We start from the raw sequence: 17,179 nt of genomic DNA, 5'->3' as shown, positions 1-17,179 counted from the left end.
TAATTAAGCTCCACGAAGATTAAGAAGGGCTAAACCATCGGCACCTGTCACGGTTTCCCATGCTGCACCTGGTAATACTGTTCCGTCAGTTGCTGAGCTCGACAAAGAACCCAACGGCGCTGCTGTGGTACCGTTTGCAGTTTTTACGTATACCGCAGCAGTAATGTCAGTGATTGGCGCTGTAGGCTTGACCCAAATTGCACCTTCAAACATCACTGGCACCATATCAGCCGCTTTATAGGATTCTTTGCCAGCCGCCGTTTTGCCTGATTTACCAACACCGTGGCGTACCACGACACCAAAACGTGTAGGTATAGCACCTGCCACAGCCGTTACTGATTTGCCATCAGTCGTGCGCACAACCACATCACCGTCATTGACTAAAGTCAGACCTGAAAGTGGTAATGACAGTACAACCTCTTTGGCAGTTAAACGGCCACGCTGACCGACCACCGCATTTAATTGCTGAACCATGATTCAAGTTCCCCTTAAATTGTTTTGTATGCAGCAGACTTGTCATAACCCTTATTTTCTTTAGGGTCTTGACCTTGGTTTTGCTGTTTTTGCTGTTGATGTAATGCATCACCGACTGCATTGCCTGGTATGGTCGACTTCACTGCTGACAGTGCACGGAAGACCGTGTCGATCTGCTCAGGTTTAGCATCACCGACGGCGACACCACCGAGTACAGCGGTCACCAATGTGTCACCTGCTTTGGCTGCAATCACATCACGTTTGATTTGCTCACATGAACAGCCTTCAGTTTTGATACCTGGTACCAATGCAACGGCATCCGCAACCACTGACGCACGTTCAGCGACGACCTGATCAAGCTTTTCAGGTGTGATTTGGTTTTTCTCAAGATCACCGACTTTTTGCTTAAGTTCTGCATTTTCAGTCTGCAAGGTATCAACCACTGCTTGTACAGCTGGCAATTCATCACCGATGGCAAATTGTTTATCACCGACTTTGAGTTTTGCTGCTTTTAAGTTTTCAAGTTGGTCTTCTTGTTGCTTTACAGCATCAGCTAGCGCTTGGTTGTCACCAATCTCAAAGCGAATACCGTTTACTTTAATTTCCATCTTTTTCCCCTTTGGGTTTGGTTTATGGTCACCGACGCGACAATCACCGCCACAGCGACCGTATTTCACCAGCGCCACGTGATTGCCTTTAAAATTGATAAATTTGGCTTGATACGGCGTACCATCAGGTGCCGTGCCTTGTTCAAGGACGAGATCAGCCGCGTAGCCCAATGAGATCTCAACACGCTCATTGTTCTGAATAGCATTAATACTGTTCTGATCTTTGATGATCAGATCACCCAGCATGAATTCACCCTCTTGGCGCACATTCTCACAATCGCCAATGTGGTAGTCCTTCCAGTTGGACGCATTGATTTCATTTTTAGGTGGGTGATAGTCCGTTGCATCTACGCCGTCGAAGCTCTTGATCACTTCCGGTTTGAATAGATCCTCTGCTGCCACATAGACATTGATGACCTGATCCGCTGAATAGCCTTCCAAATTTGGAAATTCATAAGCGTAGTACTGACGAACTTGAGGTGCTTTGGCCAAACGAACGTTGACGCATTTCAGATACCCTTCTTGAGTAAATGAGCGTGTACTTTCGCTTGGTGCAAAGTCACCAATTTTGAGTTGGTAAATGAGTTTCATAAATTGTGCTCAATAAAAAACCCACCATTAGGTGGGTTTGATGCGTGAATATACTTAGCTTGCCTGTCTCTCTTTTATACGTTCTATATAGTCTTTATGTACAGCACTTAGATTTTCTATGATTTTGCCTAAATCTAAATTTGATAATTTACACATAAATTTCTCACCCTTTCTTGGGTTTTCATCTTTAAAAACTACAAAATCAACCACAGCTGTCATTTCAAAATTCATATGACTAACCGCATTTCTTATATGACGTAGATAATCTATTCGATCTCTATCCGAATTGTATGTCGTTTCTACGTTGGGCTTTAATGTTTGAGCTATATAAAGATTTATTTCATCATATTTTTCTTGATATTCATCAAAAATGGTTTCTTTTGGGATTACAAGCATTACGTACAAAGCGACAGGAATGGTTCCTTGATTGATAACACCTCTATCTGCAATACAATTTTGAGTAAACTTATCACTAAAATCTAGTTTTTTATAAGCTTCAGATTGTACAAACTTAAGACTATGCATCTCAAAAAGCCAAATAAAATTCATGTAAGTTTGAATAATTAAGTTTTCGTGCTCAGTATATTTTACAGCCATTTTCAAATACTTTTGTGAAAATTACTTTTTAGCATGAAACTACCATTCTAATATAATTAGCAATAAAAAAACCCACCTAAGTGGGTTTAAAGAATAAAAGCCTTTTAAGCGTCTAATTTTCCAATATTTGGAAATTTGTCAGGGCCCATCATAAGTATTGTTTTTAATACCCCCGTTTCCTCATTTAGCAAAACATCGCCTATATCAGCTATATTTTTTTGACCATTTACATAAAAAGGCCCGTCAACCGTAACATAATGAGCGAAACCTTCAGGAATCTCAATATCTGAAACTGGCTTATAATTAACTCTAATGCTGTGTGGATTTCCATTGATATCTGTAAAATTTAACTCACGCATAATTAGTCCTCACTTAAGCCATAAATCCTAAAGGTGGTGAATCTTCTTCAATATCATTTAAACTACATTCAATTTTTAATGGACCATTTTCACCTTTCGCCTCACACAAAGCAGTACCTTTTTCAAGATCAATTTCCAATATTTTGAATTTCGGCTTAATCCATACTTCATCGCCGATTTTTAAATCACTCATTTTTAATTATCCTAAAGTTAAAAACCATCTATATGGTTTAATGGAAAGTTTTCAACCCTAATCCCTCAAAATATCCTCATAATTCGGCAATGCCGTGCATCGACATTTAATCTTCTGACCAGGATGACCACCCTTAGGAGGTAAATCCCATCGAAAGGTTTTACCATGATGGCTTCGGCATAACGGACGTACACGATCATCGTTGGAATCTTGCCAATCGTATGTTTCCACACCCATGGATTCCTGACGCTTCTTGTTGATAGCGCCGTTGATCTTGCCCATCTGGTCGGCTGCAATCAGTCGTGCACGAAAGTCCGTACTATGACCGAGCTTTTTAATTTCCTGCGCCAATGCCTCATTGGTCTGCCCTGTCTGCAAGGCATTCATCACTAAGGCTTCAAGCTTATCAGTGTATTGACTTGGGATAGACTTAATCAGTGAAACGTTTGCAGCAATCTGATTATCGATTTCATCCTGGATATCAGCACCACGGAAAAACGGCGTAAGGTCCACACCAAGAATGGTCTTGGTATGCCTAGCAATCTGCTTATCCACTTCCTTGCTGGTATGCATCACCACCTTAGTGGCCAAAGATACCGACACTTCCATGGTGTACTTGACCATCTTTTCACGTAACGCCGTGAATAGATCCGTCACCCAGCTGTCACCAATGTTCTGCCCTACGGTAGGTAAAACAAAATCCTTGGTTTGTTCCTGGCAAAATTTAGAGATTTCCAAAAGCTGACGTGTATAGAACAACTCAACACGGCGATTGACCTTGACGGCCTTAGGCTTTGCCTTACGTCCTTTCTTACTTTTCTTGATCTGCTGAAGCTGAGGCTTAAGGATCTGTATGATCGTCGTCATTGACTGTCACCATGGTTTCCAGCAATTTGATGTGATCTTCACTAATCACAGAGTAAACACCGTCAATATTAAGCTGACGTGCGATCTGAGGCTCAGTGATGATGCCCATATTGAGATACTTTTCATCACGCTCAGCATTGGCTTTTTCCACCTCTGCACGGACTTTCGCATCTAATTGCCAAAGCGGATTAAATACGACATTCAGCTCAGGTATTTGACGCCCAAATGTAGACTGACAGATCACGGCGAGGAACTTCATCAAGATCGGCTTGACGTGCCATTCTTGCTTCGTTGCGATCGTATCGTAATAGTTACGTGTGTCATATTCACCAGTGGCATTCATACCTGCAGGAGATTGCATAAACAGCATCGTGTAAGGAATCTCTGCGGCACCCGCCGTCTGGACTGAGAATTCACGCATCATGTCAGGCAAGCCAGCGAAGTTATACGTCTTGGAGCTGTATTCTTCCTCAGCATCAAGGACCAGCATGCCGTTTAAGCTTTTCATCAAGCCCACGGACATGAAACGCTCCATGACGCCTTTCATATCCTCTTTGATCTTATCGACCAAGTTAGGCGTTTGAATGACGTCAATCTTCGACTCATGAATCAGACTTGCTGAGCCTTTTTTCACACTGGCATGGTCAAGTAAATCCTCATAGACTTCTTGCAAGATGCTTTGAGGCTCTTCATTGACCACATCTGCATGAGCAATACGAATCAAGCGAGTATGGTGAATGCGCTTCTTAGCTTCATTCCCCATTTTCATCTCGTAAAATTCAGGCTGTTTCAGTAGTCCACAACATGCCGACGGCGGTAAATAACTGTTTTTATCCGCCGTGATATATTTCTTTTTCACGACCGTAAAGAATTCCAAACGCCCTTGACCGAGTTTAGAAATATCTGAAGGTTGATCTAAGGCAGCACCGTCAGCCGTTCCAAGCAGGATGTACACAACGCCGTAGAGGCGAGAAAGAATCAGGCCTGATAAAAGCACATGCTCTAATTGAAACGCCTTACACGCTTCCTCAAGCCGTTTTAGATCATCACCTTGAATGCCTTCATAGAACCAACCTGCACGAAGCATGTCCGAAGCAGGACGGTTGACGATACGCCGTGCAAGCCAGTTTTGGTACACCGCTTCAAGCTGTTCATCATCAATGTCTTTACGTACGAACTTTCCAGCACTGGCTTTATCGCGCTCAGTACCAATGTTTGATACCAAGTTTGTATATGCACCAGCATCGCCAATGGCGTTAATTGCTTTTTTGACAGCATCAGCGACCATGGTTTTAATCTTGCCGTCTGCATTGTTTTTATCTTTAGCCATAAATACCTCTAATCAAATACAGTCGGCTTTTTCGCAAGTGAATCATTAATCGCATCGATGGTCGGATCCCACTGGTCATCATGCTCATGTGACATGCTGGCAGTCAGCCCTTCGATCTCTTCCACATAGTTCAATAGCCACGGCGCACTCACAGGCAACATGACACGACCATCTTCAACGTAGAACACCACGTCCATGGTTCGCGTCAGCTTGTCCGTATCACGCTGAATTGCTTTGATTGGTAATGTTGTTTCACGCGAAATGTTTTGGATCAGCATCGTTCCAGATGCCTTGTCCTCGATAGCCATGTATCGAAGCTTGCCGATCTTGGTATTGCTTTCCTTGTGCTTATTGATGAAAGCTTTAGCTTCCTTAATCAGCTCAGGTGCTTCCCATTTACCACGGCGCACGTCGATGATGTACAGGCGATTGTCATGCCCAAGACCTGCACACAAGAACACTGAATAGTCGTTATGCTCTTTGGTTTTTTGCGCCGTATCTGCCCAAATTGCACGCCACTTGAGTGGAGGCAATTCGAGATAGCGACCGAACCATTCAGCCTTAACAAGATCACCACCGAGCTTTTTAGGCTCTTGCTGGTACTGACTGCTAAACGTATAACGAGACACCGTAGCGCCGTCTTTATCCTCACCGCCTTTCTCTAACTGCAGTAATGACTGTAACGATTCTTTCAGCGACCAATAGCTTTGACGTCCTTTCTCATCACGTTCGACATCACGTGGCACCTTACGGCGTATATGCTCAGGCAATGAGTTGATGTAATCATCATCAATCAGTGCCGGTATCGAGATCTGATGCCATTTCCCTGGCACGTTGCCAGTCATCACAAAGTTAGTCGGATCCTCAACGTGTAAACGCTGCATGATCAGAATAATCGGTGTAGATGATTTGGCTTTACGTGAGTTGACCGTGTTCAGAATCTTACGGTTTGCCTTGTTACGTGCCGTCTTACTGAATGCATCTTCAGGCTTGAGCGGATCGTCCAGGATAATCGCACCGGTAAATCCAGCATCTGCCAAAGTACCTGCACGGCGACCTGTCACCTGACCACCCATCGAAGCGGAATAAACATGCCCCGCTTCATAGCCATCTACAGTAGTTTTCCAACTTGCCTTAGCATCGGTACTGGTCGAGATCTTCACAGGCCATAAGCCCTGAAAATCGACCGATTTCACGATGTTTCGCGCCGTGGATGACACATCCTCTACAAGTGACTGCGAGAATGACAAATATAAAAATCGTGAACGCTGATTCCGTGCGATACCACGTGCAATCAGATTGGTTAGTAATTCAGTCTTACCTGAACCTGGTGGAACGTTAATGACTAAATTTTCAATGTTTCCCGCAATGACTTCATCAATCGCCCAAGCGATATATTCATGGTGCCAATTGACCGAAAACTTAAAGCCCATTCTTGGCATGAAAAAACGGCGTGTGAAAAACAAATGTTCACGTTCACATTTCTCACGTTCGATCTTTATCTCAAGCGGTCTAGTATTTACTTTCGAGTTCATCTAACACCTGCTTCACTAATTCAGGGCTAGCATCCACGTAGGTAACATTCTCGCTTTGTAATGGTCCACCACCTGCGCCAGTCAATTCTGTTTTATTGGTGTACTTGCCACCGACGTCTTCAGCCACCTGTTTAAGAATGGTCAGCTGTAAAATCGGATTGCGTTTGTTCTGTGGGTTATTCAGCAAATTCTCATAATGACGTAAACGCACGGCGAGATTCGCCAAGGGCATTTCATCTGTGTTTTTACGGAACTGCTCCCGGGTTTTATAAAATTCGTCAGCCAGTACCTTACTGAGGTTTTGCCCTGTCCGTTTGGTCGGGTCGTATGCCTCACACTGCTGACGTGAAATAGTGATGCCAAACTCTTGTTGGACAAGCTCAACGGTTTCAGTAGGTGTATTCCACTGCGCTAAGCTACGCACGATAAAGAGTTTGTGCTTTTGATTTAGCGTTGCCATTGCTCTTTATCCGTCCAACTTCGTCCAACTGAATAGACAAAAAAATTTAAACGACCTTCAGAAAGCAAGTACCGCACGCATGGTAAATATCGGCTCTTGAAATTTCAGGTCGCTGTTTCGCTGCATCAATCATGGTTTGAACTTCTTCGCTTGCACCATAACGGCGTACCACACCAGTGAATTCCTCCACGTCATGCCCCTTGATCTCAAGCTTAGGTAAGCCTGTTTCACGATTGAATTGAGGAATACCCCATTCATCACGCTTGTGCGCAATGTGGTAAAGCTCATGCTCCACCAGTGCACAAAATGCAATGTCATTCGCCACCTGGGCAAATTTGGCATCAACCGTAATAAGATATTCAGGAACTTGACCGAACCATTGCTCAAATTGTTCCTCTTGGCGTGCTTTCTTCCATCCACCCACATTGATCATGACTTTTTCAGCCTGACCAACAACAAAGCGACCCTGTTTGATGAATCCACCATTTGCCCACATCACGGCAATCTGTGGCCAATAAAATGAGTCTAAGTGAACGTGATCAGGGTTAAATACTTCGGAATTTTCATCCAGAAATACCGCTTTAATCCATGCCCACAGTTCTGGTGCCGGCATAAAGTTAGGCGTATCTAAATCGAATATTTCTTTTGGTGGGTATGGCCGAACTGGTATGGCTTGTCCGACTTCATTGATCATTGCAGTACGTTCCGTAAGTTTCGGATGCGCTCCTTAAGCTCAATCATGATTTCATCAATCGCGATCATTTGATGACGCTTAAGACCTGAACGGCTGAGGTTCTGATACTTAGACAGCTCAGCACTGCAAAATTCTAAGTCTTGTTTCGCCTGTACTTTGTCTGTCATGGGCACCACCAATAAGAAAAGAAAAACCCCTCAACATCTAGAATGCGAGGGGCCTATGTGCCGTAATCCGTTCGGCAAAAATTTCATCCATTAAAAAACCACCGCTAAGGTGGTTTCTTTATTCAGTCTTAAGCTATCAGCCACAAGATGCTTGGACGATAATTTTGGTTCGCGGATCAGTAACTACTGTCACTCTCTCTAAACGGTAATCTAAAGTTACCGGTTGGCCAGGTGCTACCATACGTACAATTTCAGCATTAGTCTTGGCTTTAATTGCTGCTTCGGATAGACCAGTTTGACCAACAAGCTTTGTCGCTTCGTCACGCATACATTCAGTCATCATATCTGGTTGTTGAGAAGGTAGCTTTTCAGGAGTATTCGCACAAGCTGTTAATGTGACTGCTACTAGAATTAAAGATAAATTCTGGATAATTTTCATAAGTTTCTGTCTTGTTGGAATAAAAAATTAATCATACCGAATAAGAAAGTATCGGTTGCAGGCTTAACAACAGTCTATATATTCTGCTTAATCAGAAAAATAATGAACTGTCGCAATAGTTATCTAGTGCATTCCCCAGACTTTTAACAGTGATAACGGGAAAACCTCCCAAAGGAGGTTCTATGCATAGATTTAAATTTTAACCACAAAATGCCTTAAGAATAGTTTGGGTTTGTGGATCAGCAATTACAGTAACTCGTCCTGGATGATAATCTTTAGTTATAGGTTGGCCCGGTGCAACCAGTCTAACAACCTCAGAATTTGTTTTTGATTTGATATCAGCCTCGCTCGATAATGTCGTACGTGCTAATTTTGCTGCACTTTCAGGCACGCATTTTTTCATCATCTCAGGCTTGTGAACAATTTCTGTATCAGGAGTACCTGCACAAGCAGTCAAAGTCACTGCTGCAATAATAAGTGACACATTATAAATAATTTTCATAAGCTTCTATCTTTCACATATAAAAGCAGGATGATACCTAGGTCGGCTTGAGCAAGCCTAGCCATATCAACAATGTTAATACACTTCTTTAAATATTGAAATTTAAAAAACCCACTTAACTCTCCCAAATTAAGCAGGCTCATGTCAGGTCAACAATCTCTTTCATTGTTTTTATACACCTGTATCTTAGCAAATAATTTATCTAACTAAATATAATTATTTGCTTCTTTAGACCAAGGGATAATCACCCAACCTCTTTCAAGCAATCACGGCACTCTTTCTGGTTATCACTGATCTCAGTTACACCGTGAAGACCAAATAAGCAGAATATAAATTGGAGCATACTTTTCTCCAAACAAAAAAATACCTCCTTTATAGGGAAAGGAGGCAGAAACTTAATAGAAACTACAGCCATAGAATCTGGCCCAAATTATATACATAATAATATTATATACAAGGCTTATTAAAATCTTGGTAAGACAGCCCTCTTCGCGGGGCCAGACGCTACTCACAATCACACACACCTAACATGCACGGTCTGCTTTACTTGCTTTCAATCCTCTTTAGGTCGGGGCGCTACTCCCTAGTCTAGATTCCCGAAGGAGGTTTACTCGAAGGCATGTTCCACTGGTCAGCACTCCAGTAGGAATTAAAAAGGGCCTACAAATCCTGTAGACCCTTTAATTGGCGGCAATTCAATTTAAACCACTGCGAATAAAGTTAAGCCGCCATAACGCAAAAAGCCCACATTTCTGCGAGCCTTTACGGTAATTATCAGTCTGTCCTGATCGTCATTTGCTTTCACACAAATTAAGCTAGACAGCCATAATATGACCATCTTATAAAAACTATAGCTTAAATTCCGTTTAAATGGAATCTTCAGGTACGCAATTCTTTGTAAGTATTTTTTTTATACATTTCAATTGCCTTAGATGCCTCATCTATCGCTGATTCTATAGCGATTTCCATCATTGCTTCATACGGTTTCCAAGTTTTTCGATAATTATCAACCGTCATCTGGTGGCAATTAATACCCGCATAATACAAACGCCCCTGTGCTGTGAAATTAGCCTCAAGCTGAGGATCCAATGCAAAGTCTATGACCATACGTGCAATCAGGTACGCCATGTGATTTATTGTGATGTGTTCAGGTTCGCGCTTTTTATCTGCCATGGCGTTTTTAAGCATGATATTTACCAGATGCCCACGAACATATTCGTAATCACTCTCGCATTTACCATCAAATACAATCAAAGCCGTAACTGACTTGGCTAACTGTGTTTCCATAGATGCAATAGCACCCAAGCGATCTTCATAATTCAAAGGCTTCTCTCCAGTGCCACGCACATTTGGTTCAAAATTTGGCGACTTAGCCGTAATGCCATGAGTCAGCCATTCAAATTGTTCAAACTTTTCCGCCACTGCTGCATTCATCCCTTCACCAATCCCTCAATCTGATTAATTGCAAAACCGCTTGTCACTTGCTCTGTGCTAAACCGTAAAACCTGATAACCCATCATTGTTGCTGTGTTGTATTTCTCCATATCCCCCAAATAACCTTTACCCCTTGTATGCCTGCCGCCTGACCATATACCCCCTTCAACTTCGATCAGCAGCTTCGTATTCTTAATATGAAAATCTGCCCGCCATTTTCGTGATGTGTGAAATTTAAATTCCTGCACAAAATCTATTTTTAAGGCTTTCAGCTGCTGAACCAGTTTCGCTTCTCCCTCACTGGCGACTTTCTGCCCCTTCACCTTTTTCGGCCTTTTGGCGGCAGTCTTGCGATCACCACCGTATAGTTTTTTATATTCAGCGAGTGAGATGCTGGTCATTCACCCCATACCTCCAACTTTCAAAACAACGGCGCCAATTGCCATGAAAATAAACAACAATGCTTTGTTTAAATCCTTCATCCGATCACCTTCACTGTGAATATTTGTTTTGTTTTTTCAGTTACTACAAAGCCTTCTGGCTTCTGTCCATCACCGATGATGTAACCCGCTCTCTCCAGCTGGTCTGCAAAAGTTCTGGCCGGTCTTCTGGTGCCACCAATCCATGCATTAATTTCATTTATCGAAGTACGGCCTGATTTCTTCATCATTTGTCGCAATACCAGGATCATCCGTTCACCCTGTACAACTGCATGTTTAGATCGGCACCAGTCCACGGTTTGAAAGTCATGCTCTACTTTTTGCTGTGCCATACCCGCTCCCCATCAATAGATCCGAAACCACACAACAAACACGCAACGTCATATCCGTGTTCACATGCTTCAGCCGGGATAACCTCAACATCATCTGGAAAGCACATGAATGGTCGGCCATCATCCAGACGTCCAAATACGCGCCCATCTTCCAGACGGTCAATAGCTCCCCGGCCAGTGAATCTGGTACCTGAAAACTCAGTGCTTGATTCAGATGTGAAGTCGACTTTTACGCAATTGCCTACCTGCATACTCACACCCCACCCCCTGCGCTTTCATTCAAGCTGCTTTCAGATAGATATTCGAATGCGCCTTTAGCCACAATTGGAACTTGTCCATTTCCAATGGCTTTAAGCCGGTCCACCCGATGGGCCACCCCATTAGCCACTCGACCCAGTTCGGGTTCAAGACTCCACCACCGTGACCACTCTTTACCGCACCAGCCAACCCATTTTGATGATGAGGGCTGACCTTGCCGCGCTTGTTCCCATCCGAAGCCTTGGGCGTTGGATACATTTGAATAATTGCACCTAGAGTTGGAGATTTTCTTGTGAAGTCCGCCGGTGATCCGTTTCTCTTCCAGTCCGATGCTACTGGCGTGGGCCACAATCCAGATTCGGTCACGCTGATGGGGCGCTCCAAAGTTAGATGCTGAAAAACGTGCCCATTGTGCGTCATACCCCATTTCGGCAAGGTCACTGATGACTCGGGTAAGTCCTCTGGAAACAAGCATTGGTGAGTTTTCCACGAACACGTATTGAGGTCGTACTTCACCGATAATTCGTGCCATTTCTGCCCAAAGCCCAGAGCGTTCTCCATCGATCCCTGCGCCTTTACCTGCGGAACTGATGTCTTGGCATGGAAATCCGCCAGATATAACGTCAATAATTCCCCTCCATGGTTTTCCGTCAAAAGTTGTAATGTCAGACCAAATTGGGAAAGGCGCGAGAATTCCATCGTTTTGTCGTTGCGCCAGAACTTGTGCTGCGTAGGCATCACGTTCAACTGCGCAAACTGTGTTCCACCCCAAGAGATGCGATCCGAGTATTCCGCCACCAGCGCCTGCGAAAAGAGCCAACTCATTTAAACCACCTTTATTTTTAGTTTGTTCAAGCCAATCGATTGTTAGGTTGTCATGCTGATCCTTCACACCCCACCTCTCATACGTGCATCAGACCAATTGCACTCCACCATATCCAGGCCATCGTGCTGGAAACGGGACCACAGGCGGTCACCCAAATCCTTACGCAGTTCTTCCAGCGTAAAGTTTGAAATCAGCATCGTTGGTTTGCCTTCGTCATAGCGGGAATACAAAACCTTGTGGACCAGCTGCAGACGGTTTTCATGTCGATCATGCAGGCCGTATTCATCCAGAATCAGGAGGTCATATTCCGTAAACCGGTAGATTGCGTTTGATTCGCTGTCATTAGCCTCTTTCTTCCAGGCATTGGCAATCTCATTGGCCATGTCTTCGGAAGTGATGTAACGGGCATATTTACCGCGCTCCAATACGTTTCTGGCCACTGCACAGGACAGATGTGTTTTACCGGTACCCGTACGGCCCACCATGATCAGGTTGCGTGTTTTACCGGCAATGAAATCCTTGGTGAATTTCATGCAGGTCATTTTTGCCAGCTTCTGGCCATCGTTCTGGGTCTGGTATTCAGCAAAGCCGCTTTGAGCATGACGGGCTGGCAACTTGGCACCGGCAAAGTGTTTTTTACGCACTTCGGTATCTACCTGCTTCTGGTGTTCACGGTTTGCCTGGTTCAGGTTTTCTTTAGCACAGGTACCGCAAATCGGGCCACCACCGGTGATCAGTTTTGGCTCGGCGTGGATCGCACAAAGCTCGTGACTGACTTCAAGATTGAATTGTTGAGTAACAGCGGTTGAGTTCATATCAAATCCCCCAGCTCAATGTCATCGGTGCACGGCGCGTAGTGCTGGATCTCTCCCCAGGCATCGTTGACGTTTCGAGAATGGCCCGACTGACTCAGTGGTTTTTCGAATTGAGCCGATCTTTGGCCAACCTTGCTGCGTTTCACCCACTTCACGAAATTTGCATACATCTGGGTCGGTGTGAGTGAGCCAGCGTTCAAACGGGGTTCGTAATACGCATTCACCTCAAGCAGAATTTGATCAACCTGCTCTTGGGTCATTTTGGCTTCACCTGATCGCTGTAACCAGGAATTCAGTGAGTGCAAATCAGGTGTCCAGATTTGTAAAACCTGATCGACTGAATTTTCTTGCGCGCTACACTCTTTAAAATTTTCTTTAATATTTTCTTTAAGTGTTTCTTTAATAGGGTCCCGTTCAACGGTACTAGTCCCGTCCCCTTTGATGGGACTACCCCCGTCCCGTTTCGTGGTACTAGTCCCGTCCCCTTCAATAGGACTAGTCCCGTTTGAAGGTAGTCCCGTTTCATGGGACTGGTTAAGGGACAAACTGTACACATTTAAACAGCCGGTTTTGCGCTCAACTTTGATGAGTTTTTTATCTTCCAGTTCCTTGATACAGGTCATCACCGTGTCGCGTTTTTTGATGCCGCAATACTTCTGAAATTGGGTAATTGAGATTGAGTGAGATGCACGATCAAAGCCGGATGTTTGCCGCACAATGAACATAAGGCACTTAAAAGCTTTATCGTTTAATTGCGCCATTATCTGGTCGTCAATTAAAGAGTTAGGCGTTCTTGTGTAGCCCTCTTCTTTTTTTGACATTACTTGTCGCTCTTTTTTGGGGAACCAAACCACTTCAGCTTGAGGTGCTGCTGGTTCATGTGCTAAATTTGCTCTTGCATTCATATTTGATTTACCTCGAATAAGAATCTCAAAAGCCTGATCTTGACCATCAGGCTTTTTCTTTTTCATCAACACAGGCATGGACCTGCGCATCCAGTTCAGCTAAGACCATGTGAAGCGTGTGGATGACTTTGGACATATCCATTGCCTCTCCCAGCGTTACCCGGCCATCAGCCATCATTTCCTTGAAAACCGCCTGTATATCTCCACCAGCAATTCCCATATTCAAAATCAGTTCTGTCAGTGCAGAATCCCGGCATTCGGGAATGACCGGTAAATCAATAGCGACTTTCCCATGTTCAGCATTGAGGCTTTGCAAAATGCGTGGATCGCCTGTAATGGCCATGAGTTTTGAGGCCTCAAGAAGTGAAATATGGTGCGTTTCGGTATTCGGATTTACTTTGCTGTTGAGAACAGCCGGGCTTTTAATACCCATGCGTGGAGCCAGTGCATTTGCACCGCCTGGGTAGTCGTGCACCGTATGATAAGCCGCGTCTACAATGTTCATTTGAGATTCCTTTGAACGTGTTTATAAGTTCAATCCGACTTACGCTACTTGAGTATTGTGGTTTAAGGGCTTCTGCCCCTTAGCTAAATCACGGACTTGATACTCACGAGCTAAAGGAATTTTGTTTTCAGGCCACTGACTAATAGCTTGAGAGCTAATACCTAATTTAATGGCCAGCTCTGTAACGTTGCATTTCAAAAGTGAAAGTGCTTCTGTTTTGGTCATAATCTTACCCGCTAAAGTAACTTTTCTTACCATATTAAAAAGCATAAAACTTACCATGTCAAATGGTAAGATTTCTTACGAAAAAATTGGGCGCGACACTTATGGAAACTCTTGGTACACGCTTCAAAGCATTAAGAAAATCTAGAAAATTGACTCAGCAACAAGTAGCTGATGCTATTGGGGTTTCTAAAACATCAGTAATCTATTGGGAAAAGGATGAAAACCTACCCAAACACGATAGCTTGATGGCGTTATCAAAGATATTAGGGGTGAATTCAGATTACCTTTTACATGGAAAAGGAGCTGATATAGGACCAAACGTCACTGCCCCTTTCCCTATTGCTGGTCGTTTGATACCTGTTATTTCCTGGGTACAAGCTGGATCTTGGACCACAGTTGACTCCGTTCCAGCCGGTACTCAATTTGAAGAATGGCTGCCACCTAACCCTAAATGTGGAAAGAATGGATATGGCTTAGAGGTCGTTGGAGAATCAATGCTTCCAGACTTCCGCCCTGGTGACAAAATTTATGTGAATCCAGATTTTCAACCAGACGATCTTAAGACTGGTGATCTGGTGATTGTGTCTTGCGAAGGCGATGCCGAAGCAACGTTTAAAAAACTGATTTTAGAAAGTGGCCATATTTATTTGCAGCCACTAAACCCAAACTGGCCAGAACAGACTATTCCTTTAATAGATGGATGTAAGTTGGTTGGCAAGGTTGTTGGGTTATATCGGGATGTTTGAAAAGTAGTTCACCTGTGACCATGAAGGAATAATAAGCCGCTATATGCGGCTTGGGTAAAGTTGTTAGGTCTTATAGAGATATATAAGTGCTTTATCGATTGTTGTTGTTAATAAATTCGAATATTTATAGGTGAACGAGGGGGGAAATTTATGAATAAACCTGTTTTATTTTCTGTGCATGAGCTACGTTTTGATGCAAAAAGATTCAATAAAGACCATGACGAGCCAGTGCAACCAATTAACATATGGGATATTTTTAATACTATTTGTAAATATTCTTATGTTGAGTATAGCTACCCTTTACTAGATAGTACCCTGATATCAAGAATAAGAATAATTGAGTTAGATAACGATAAAAAAATTATTAAACTATTAGTTATAATTTCAGATTTAAACGCTAGAAATAGAAGCTACACTGATAGTACAACAGGAAAAACCAGACTTACAAATAAGGAAAAAACAGAAGGTGATGATGCAAGAGTCCATGTAGTAATCAAATTGAATCCAGATCATTTCACAGGCCTGCTCGCTATTGAAAGAGAAAGAGGATCTCACATAAACCCAAACTTATTGAGAATATTACTAGACAGGGTGTTAGAGTATATTTATGAAAAAAATAAAAGTAATAAGGAAATTATTACTCTTTTTTCTGAAGATCATCCATCAGGCTTTAAAGAAGAGGATGGTACTTTCACTAGATTACCAAAAAGAATCAAATGCAATTTACAAAATATTTTTAGCGATGAAGTGCTTAAAGCCTTTAAACAGGGAAAGATTAATGATTTAGAATTAATACATACCATACAAGAGACTAAAACTGATCAGCATACAACTTTTAAACCTAAATCAAGCTCATTTCACTTTGATGTCGATCCTTTAATCATCCCTGATAAAGTAGTAGATTCACGCGAAATTCAAACAACTATCATGAATAAGCTAACTAACTTATGGAATGACGTATTTACCTCCGAACAACCAATCCCATTAGCAGAACACAAGTATCGTATACGTTACGAAAATGATGCAGGTAAAATAGTTTCATTTACATATACCCCATCAGAATCCTTAGATATGACTTTAGCAAGAACTATAACTATAGACTCTAAGACTTTCACATATTTAGAGTGGAAGGAAATACCAGAAATTAATCATTCTTTATGCTCAAGAGTTTTTTCAAAACTGAGAGCTCTATAATGCAAGGGGTTAATTATGAGTAGGGAAATTTTAAGACCATGTGATTATTTATGGATAAGCTGGAAAGATAATCCTGATGAAAATAAGAAAAAAGATCGAATGGATTGGATCTTTCCATTATTTTTTTCATTAATAGTATGTTTAATATTGTTTACAGTATATCAGTTAAATTTCACATGCCTAAACTCTTGCAAAAAAGTACTTTTTAACAATGATGCATTTAATGTGATTTTAAACTTTTTACAAACTATGCCAGGTTTTTACATAGCAGCTTTAGCAGCAATTTCTACTTTTAATAATCCTGGAATGGATAAAGACATGGTTGGGAGTACTCCTATAGATAAAGATAGGAAAAAAATGACAAGACGCCGTTTTTTAGCTCAATCATTTTCATATTTAACATTCTTAAGTATTGTTTTACTAATTGTAGGAGCTATTATTAAATATTTTTTCAGCTTAGAAATAGTTATTACTAATAGTAATTTGTTTCTTATAATTTATTTAATATTGTCATTTATATTGTTTATATTTCTATTTCAATTGATTTTTATTACATTTTACTGTTTATATTATTTAGGTGATCGCATACATCTACCGTAAAGAAAGGCCCACTTTAAATAGTGGGTTTTCTTTATTAAAAATCCATATTTTCCCTGATATTATGGACTTAAGACCTTGTGCCA

Annotated in this window: 23 protein-coding genes and 1 pseudogene; 3 read left to right on the top strand and 21 right to left on the bottom strand. The window is 42.3% G+C overall.

The features are described from left to right. Positions 1-3 precede the first annotated feature (3 nt). The 21 genes and pseudogenes from VF685_RS00225 to VF685_RS00125 form a co-directional block, all read right to left on the bottom strand. Positions 4-474 (bottom strand): structural cement protein Gp24, encoded by a 471-nt coding sequence (locus VF685_RS00225; protein WP_440203497.1) that lies wholly within the window; start codon positions 472-474, stop codon positions 4-6. A 14-nt stretch (positions 475-488) separates the two neighbouring features. Further along, on the bottom strand, positions 489-1,673 hold the full coding sequence (locus VF685_RS00220; RefSeq protein ID WP_440203496.1) for a DUF2213 domain-containing protein: 1,185 nt from the start codon (positions 1,671-1,673) through the stop codon (positions 489-491). A gap of 54 nt (positions 1,674-1,727) precedes the next feature. After that, complete coding sequence (locus VF685_RS00215) at positions 1,728-2,270, bottom strand: hypothetical protein (RefSeq protein WP_440203495.1); 543 nt, start codon at positions 2,268-2,270, stop codon at positions 1,728-1,730. A gap of 104 nt (positions 2,271-2,374) precedes the next feature. Continuing rightward, positions 2,375-2,629 carry a hypothetical protein gene (locus tag VF685_RS00210; protein ID WP_440203494.1) on the bottom strand — a complete coding sequence of 85 codons (255 nt, stop codon included), beginning with the start codon at positions 2,627-2,629 and terminating at the stop codon, positions 2,375-2,377. A 13-nt stretch (positions 2,630-2,642) separates the two neighbouring features. Further along, the gene (locus tag VF685_RS00205; protein WP_440203493.1) at positions 2,643-2,822 is read right to left on the bottom strand and encodes a hypothetical protein; all 180 of its coding nucleotides are present in this window, start codon (positions 2,820-2,822) and stop codon (positions 2,643-2,645) included. 57 nt (positions 2,823-2,879) lie between these two features. Then, a complete protein-coding gene (locus tag VF685_RS00200; RefSeq protein ID WP_440203492.1) occupies positions 2,880-3,689 on the bottom strand; it encodes a phage head morphogenesis protein in 810 nt (269 codons plus the stop codon). After that, the gene (locus VF685_RS00195; RefSeq protein ID WP_440203533.1) at positions 3,664-4,977 is read right to left on the bottom strand and encodes a DUF1073 domain-containing protein; all 1,314 of its coding nucleotides are present in this window, start codon (positions 4,975-4,977) and stop codon (positions 3,664-3,666) included. Before VF685_RS00195 ends, VF685_RS00200 begins: the two co-directional genes overlap by 26 nt. A 50-nt stretch (positions 4,978-5,027) precedes the next feature. Beyond that, complete coding sequence (gene terL, locus VF685_RS00190) at positions 5,028-6,554, bottom strand: phage terminase large subunit (RefSeq protein WP_440203491.1); 1,527 nt, start codon at positions 6,552-6,554, stop codon at positions 5,028-5,030. Next, positions 6,532-7,014 (bottom strand): DUF2280 domain-containing protein, encoded by a 483-nt coding sequence (locus VF685_RS00185; RefSeq protein WP_163170152.1) that lies wholly within the window; start codon positions 7,012-7,014, stop codon positions 6,532-6,534. The genes terL and VF685_RS00185 overlap by 23 nt, the downstream gene beginning before the upstream one ends. A 46-nt stretch (positions 7,015-7,060) precedes the next feature. Further along, complete coding sequence (locus VF685_RS00180) at positions 7,061-7,708, bottom strand: putative metallopeptidase (RefSeq protein WP_163170153.1); 648 nt, start codon at positions 7,706-7,708, stop codon at positions 7,061-7,063. Next, positions 7,705-7,875, bottom strand: a complete 171-nt coding sequence (locus VF685_RS00175; RefSeq protein ID WP_171521958.1) for a hypothetical protein — start codon at positions 7,873-7,875, stop codon at positions 7,705-7,707. The genes VF685_RS00180 and VF685_RS00175 overlap by 4 nt, the downstream gene beginning before the upstream one ends. A gap of 136 nt (positions 7,876-8,011) precedes the next feature. Beyond that, positions 8,012-8,209, bottom strand: a pseudogene (locus VF685_RS00170) (I78 family peptidase inhibitor); the annotation flags it as partial. Between the two features lie 304 nt (positions 8,210-8,513). Continuing rightward, the gene (locus tag VF685_RS00165) at positions 8,514-8,816 is read right to left on the bottom strand and encodes an I78 family peptidase inhibitor (RefSeq protein ID WP_163166426.1); all 303 of its coding nucleotides are present in this window, start codon (positions 8,814-8,816) and stop codon (positions 8,514-8,516) included. Between the two features lie 879 nt (positions 8,817-9,695). Beyond that, entirely contained in the window at positions 9,696-10,250 is a 555-nt protein-coding gene (locus VF685_RS00160; protein WP_004973638.1) for a hypothetical protein, read from the bottom strand. Then, positions 10,247-10,651, bottom strand: coding sequence for a DUF559 domain-containing protein (locus VF685_RS00155; protein ID WP_440203490.1), 405 nt, complete (start codon positions 10,649-10,651; stop codon positions 10,247-10,249). The genes VF685_RS00160 and VF685_RS00155 overlap by 4 nt, the downstream gene beginning before the upstream one ends. Before the next feature lie 77 nt (positions 10,652-10,728). Beyond that, complete coding sequence (locus VF685_RS00150; protein ID WP_045796814.1) at positions 10,729-11,022, bottom strand: hypothetical protein; 294 nt, start codon at positions 11,020-11,022, stop codon at positions 10,729-10,731. 253 nt (positions 11,023-11,275) lie between these two features. Next, positions 11,276-12,145, bottom strand: coding sequence for a DNA cytosine methyltransferase (locus VF685_RS00145; RefSeq protein ID WP_075167060.1), 870 nt, complete (start codon positions 12,143-12,145; stop codon positions 11,276-11,278). Positions 12,146-12,168: 23 nt separating this feature from the next. Then, positions 12,169-12,921, bottom strand: a complete 753-nt coding sequence (locus tag VF685_RS00140) for an ATP-binding protein (protein WP_440203489.1) — start codon at positions 12,919-12,921, stop codon at positions 12,169-12,171. Continuing rightward, complete coding sequence (locus tag VF685_RS00135; protein ID WP_440203532.1) at positions 12,918-13,826, bottom strand: replication protein; 909 nt, start codon at positions 13,824-13,826, stop codon at positions 12,918-12,920. Before VF685_RS00135 ends, VF685_RS00140 begins: the two co-directional genes overlap by 4 nt. Before the next feature lie 46 nt (positions 13,827-13,872). After that, complete coding sequence (locus VF685_RS00130) at positions 13,873-14,331, bottom strand: phage regulatory CII family protein (protein WP_440203488.1); 459 nt, start codon at positions 14,329-14,331, stop codon at positions 13,873-13,875. A 39-nt stretch (positions 14,332-14,370) separates the two neighbouring features. Continuing rightward, a complete protein-coding gene (locus tag VF685_RS00125) occupies positions 14,371-14,556 on the bottom strand; it encodes a Cro/CI family transcriptional regulator (RefSeq protein ID WP_168396899.1) in 186 nt (61 codons plus the stop codon). Positions 14,557-14,657: 101 nt separating this feature from the next. Between VF685_RS00125 and VF685_RS00120 the strand changes: the two genes are divergently transcribed. The 3 genes from VF685_RS00120 to VF685_RS00110 all read left to right on the top strand — a co-directional run bounded on the left by VF685_RS00120 (position 14,658) and on the right by VF685_RS00110 (position 17,096). Further along, positions 14,658-15,302, top strand: a complete 645-nt coding sequence (locus tag VF685_RS00120; protein ID WP_286391969.1) for a LexA family protein — start codon at positions 14,658-14,660, stop codon at positions 15,300-15,302. A 150-nt stretch (positions 15,303-15,452) separates the two neighbouring features. Next, positions 15,453-16,496 (top strand): hypothetical protein, encoded by a 1,044-nt coding sequence (locus VF685_RS00115; RefSeq protein ID WP_440203487.1) that lies wholly within the window; start codon positions 15,453-15,455, stop codon positions 16,494-16,496. A gap of 15 nt (positions 16,497-16,511) precedes the next feature. Continuing rightward, the gene (locus VF685_RS00110) at positions 16,512-17,096 is read left to right on the top strand and encodes a hypothetical protein (protein WP_440203486.1); all 585 of its coding nucleotides are present in this window, start codon (positions 16,512-16,514) and stop codon (positions 17,094-17,096) included. Positions 17,097-17,179 lie beyond the last annotated feature (83 nt).

The sequence above is a fragment of the Acinetobacter sp. Brlt_5 genome (assembly GCF_051949055.1).
Classification (GTDB): Bacteria; Pseudomonadota; Gammaproteobacteria; order Pseudomonadales; family Moraxellaceae; genus Acinetobacter; species Acinetobacter indicus.
This window is presented reverse-complemented; position numbering and strand designations above follow the sequence as displayed.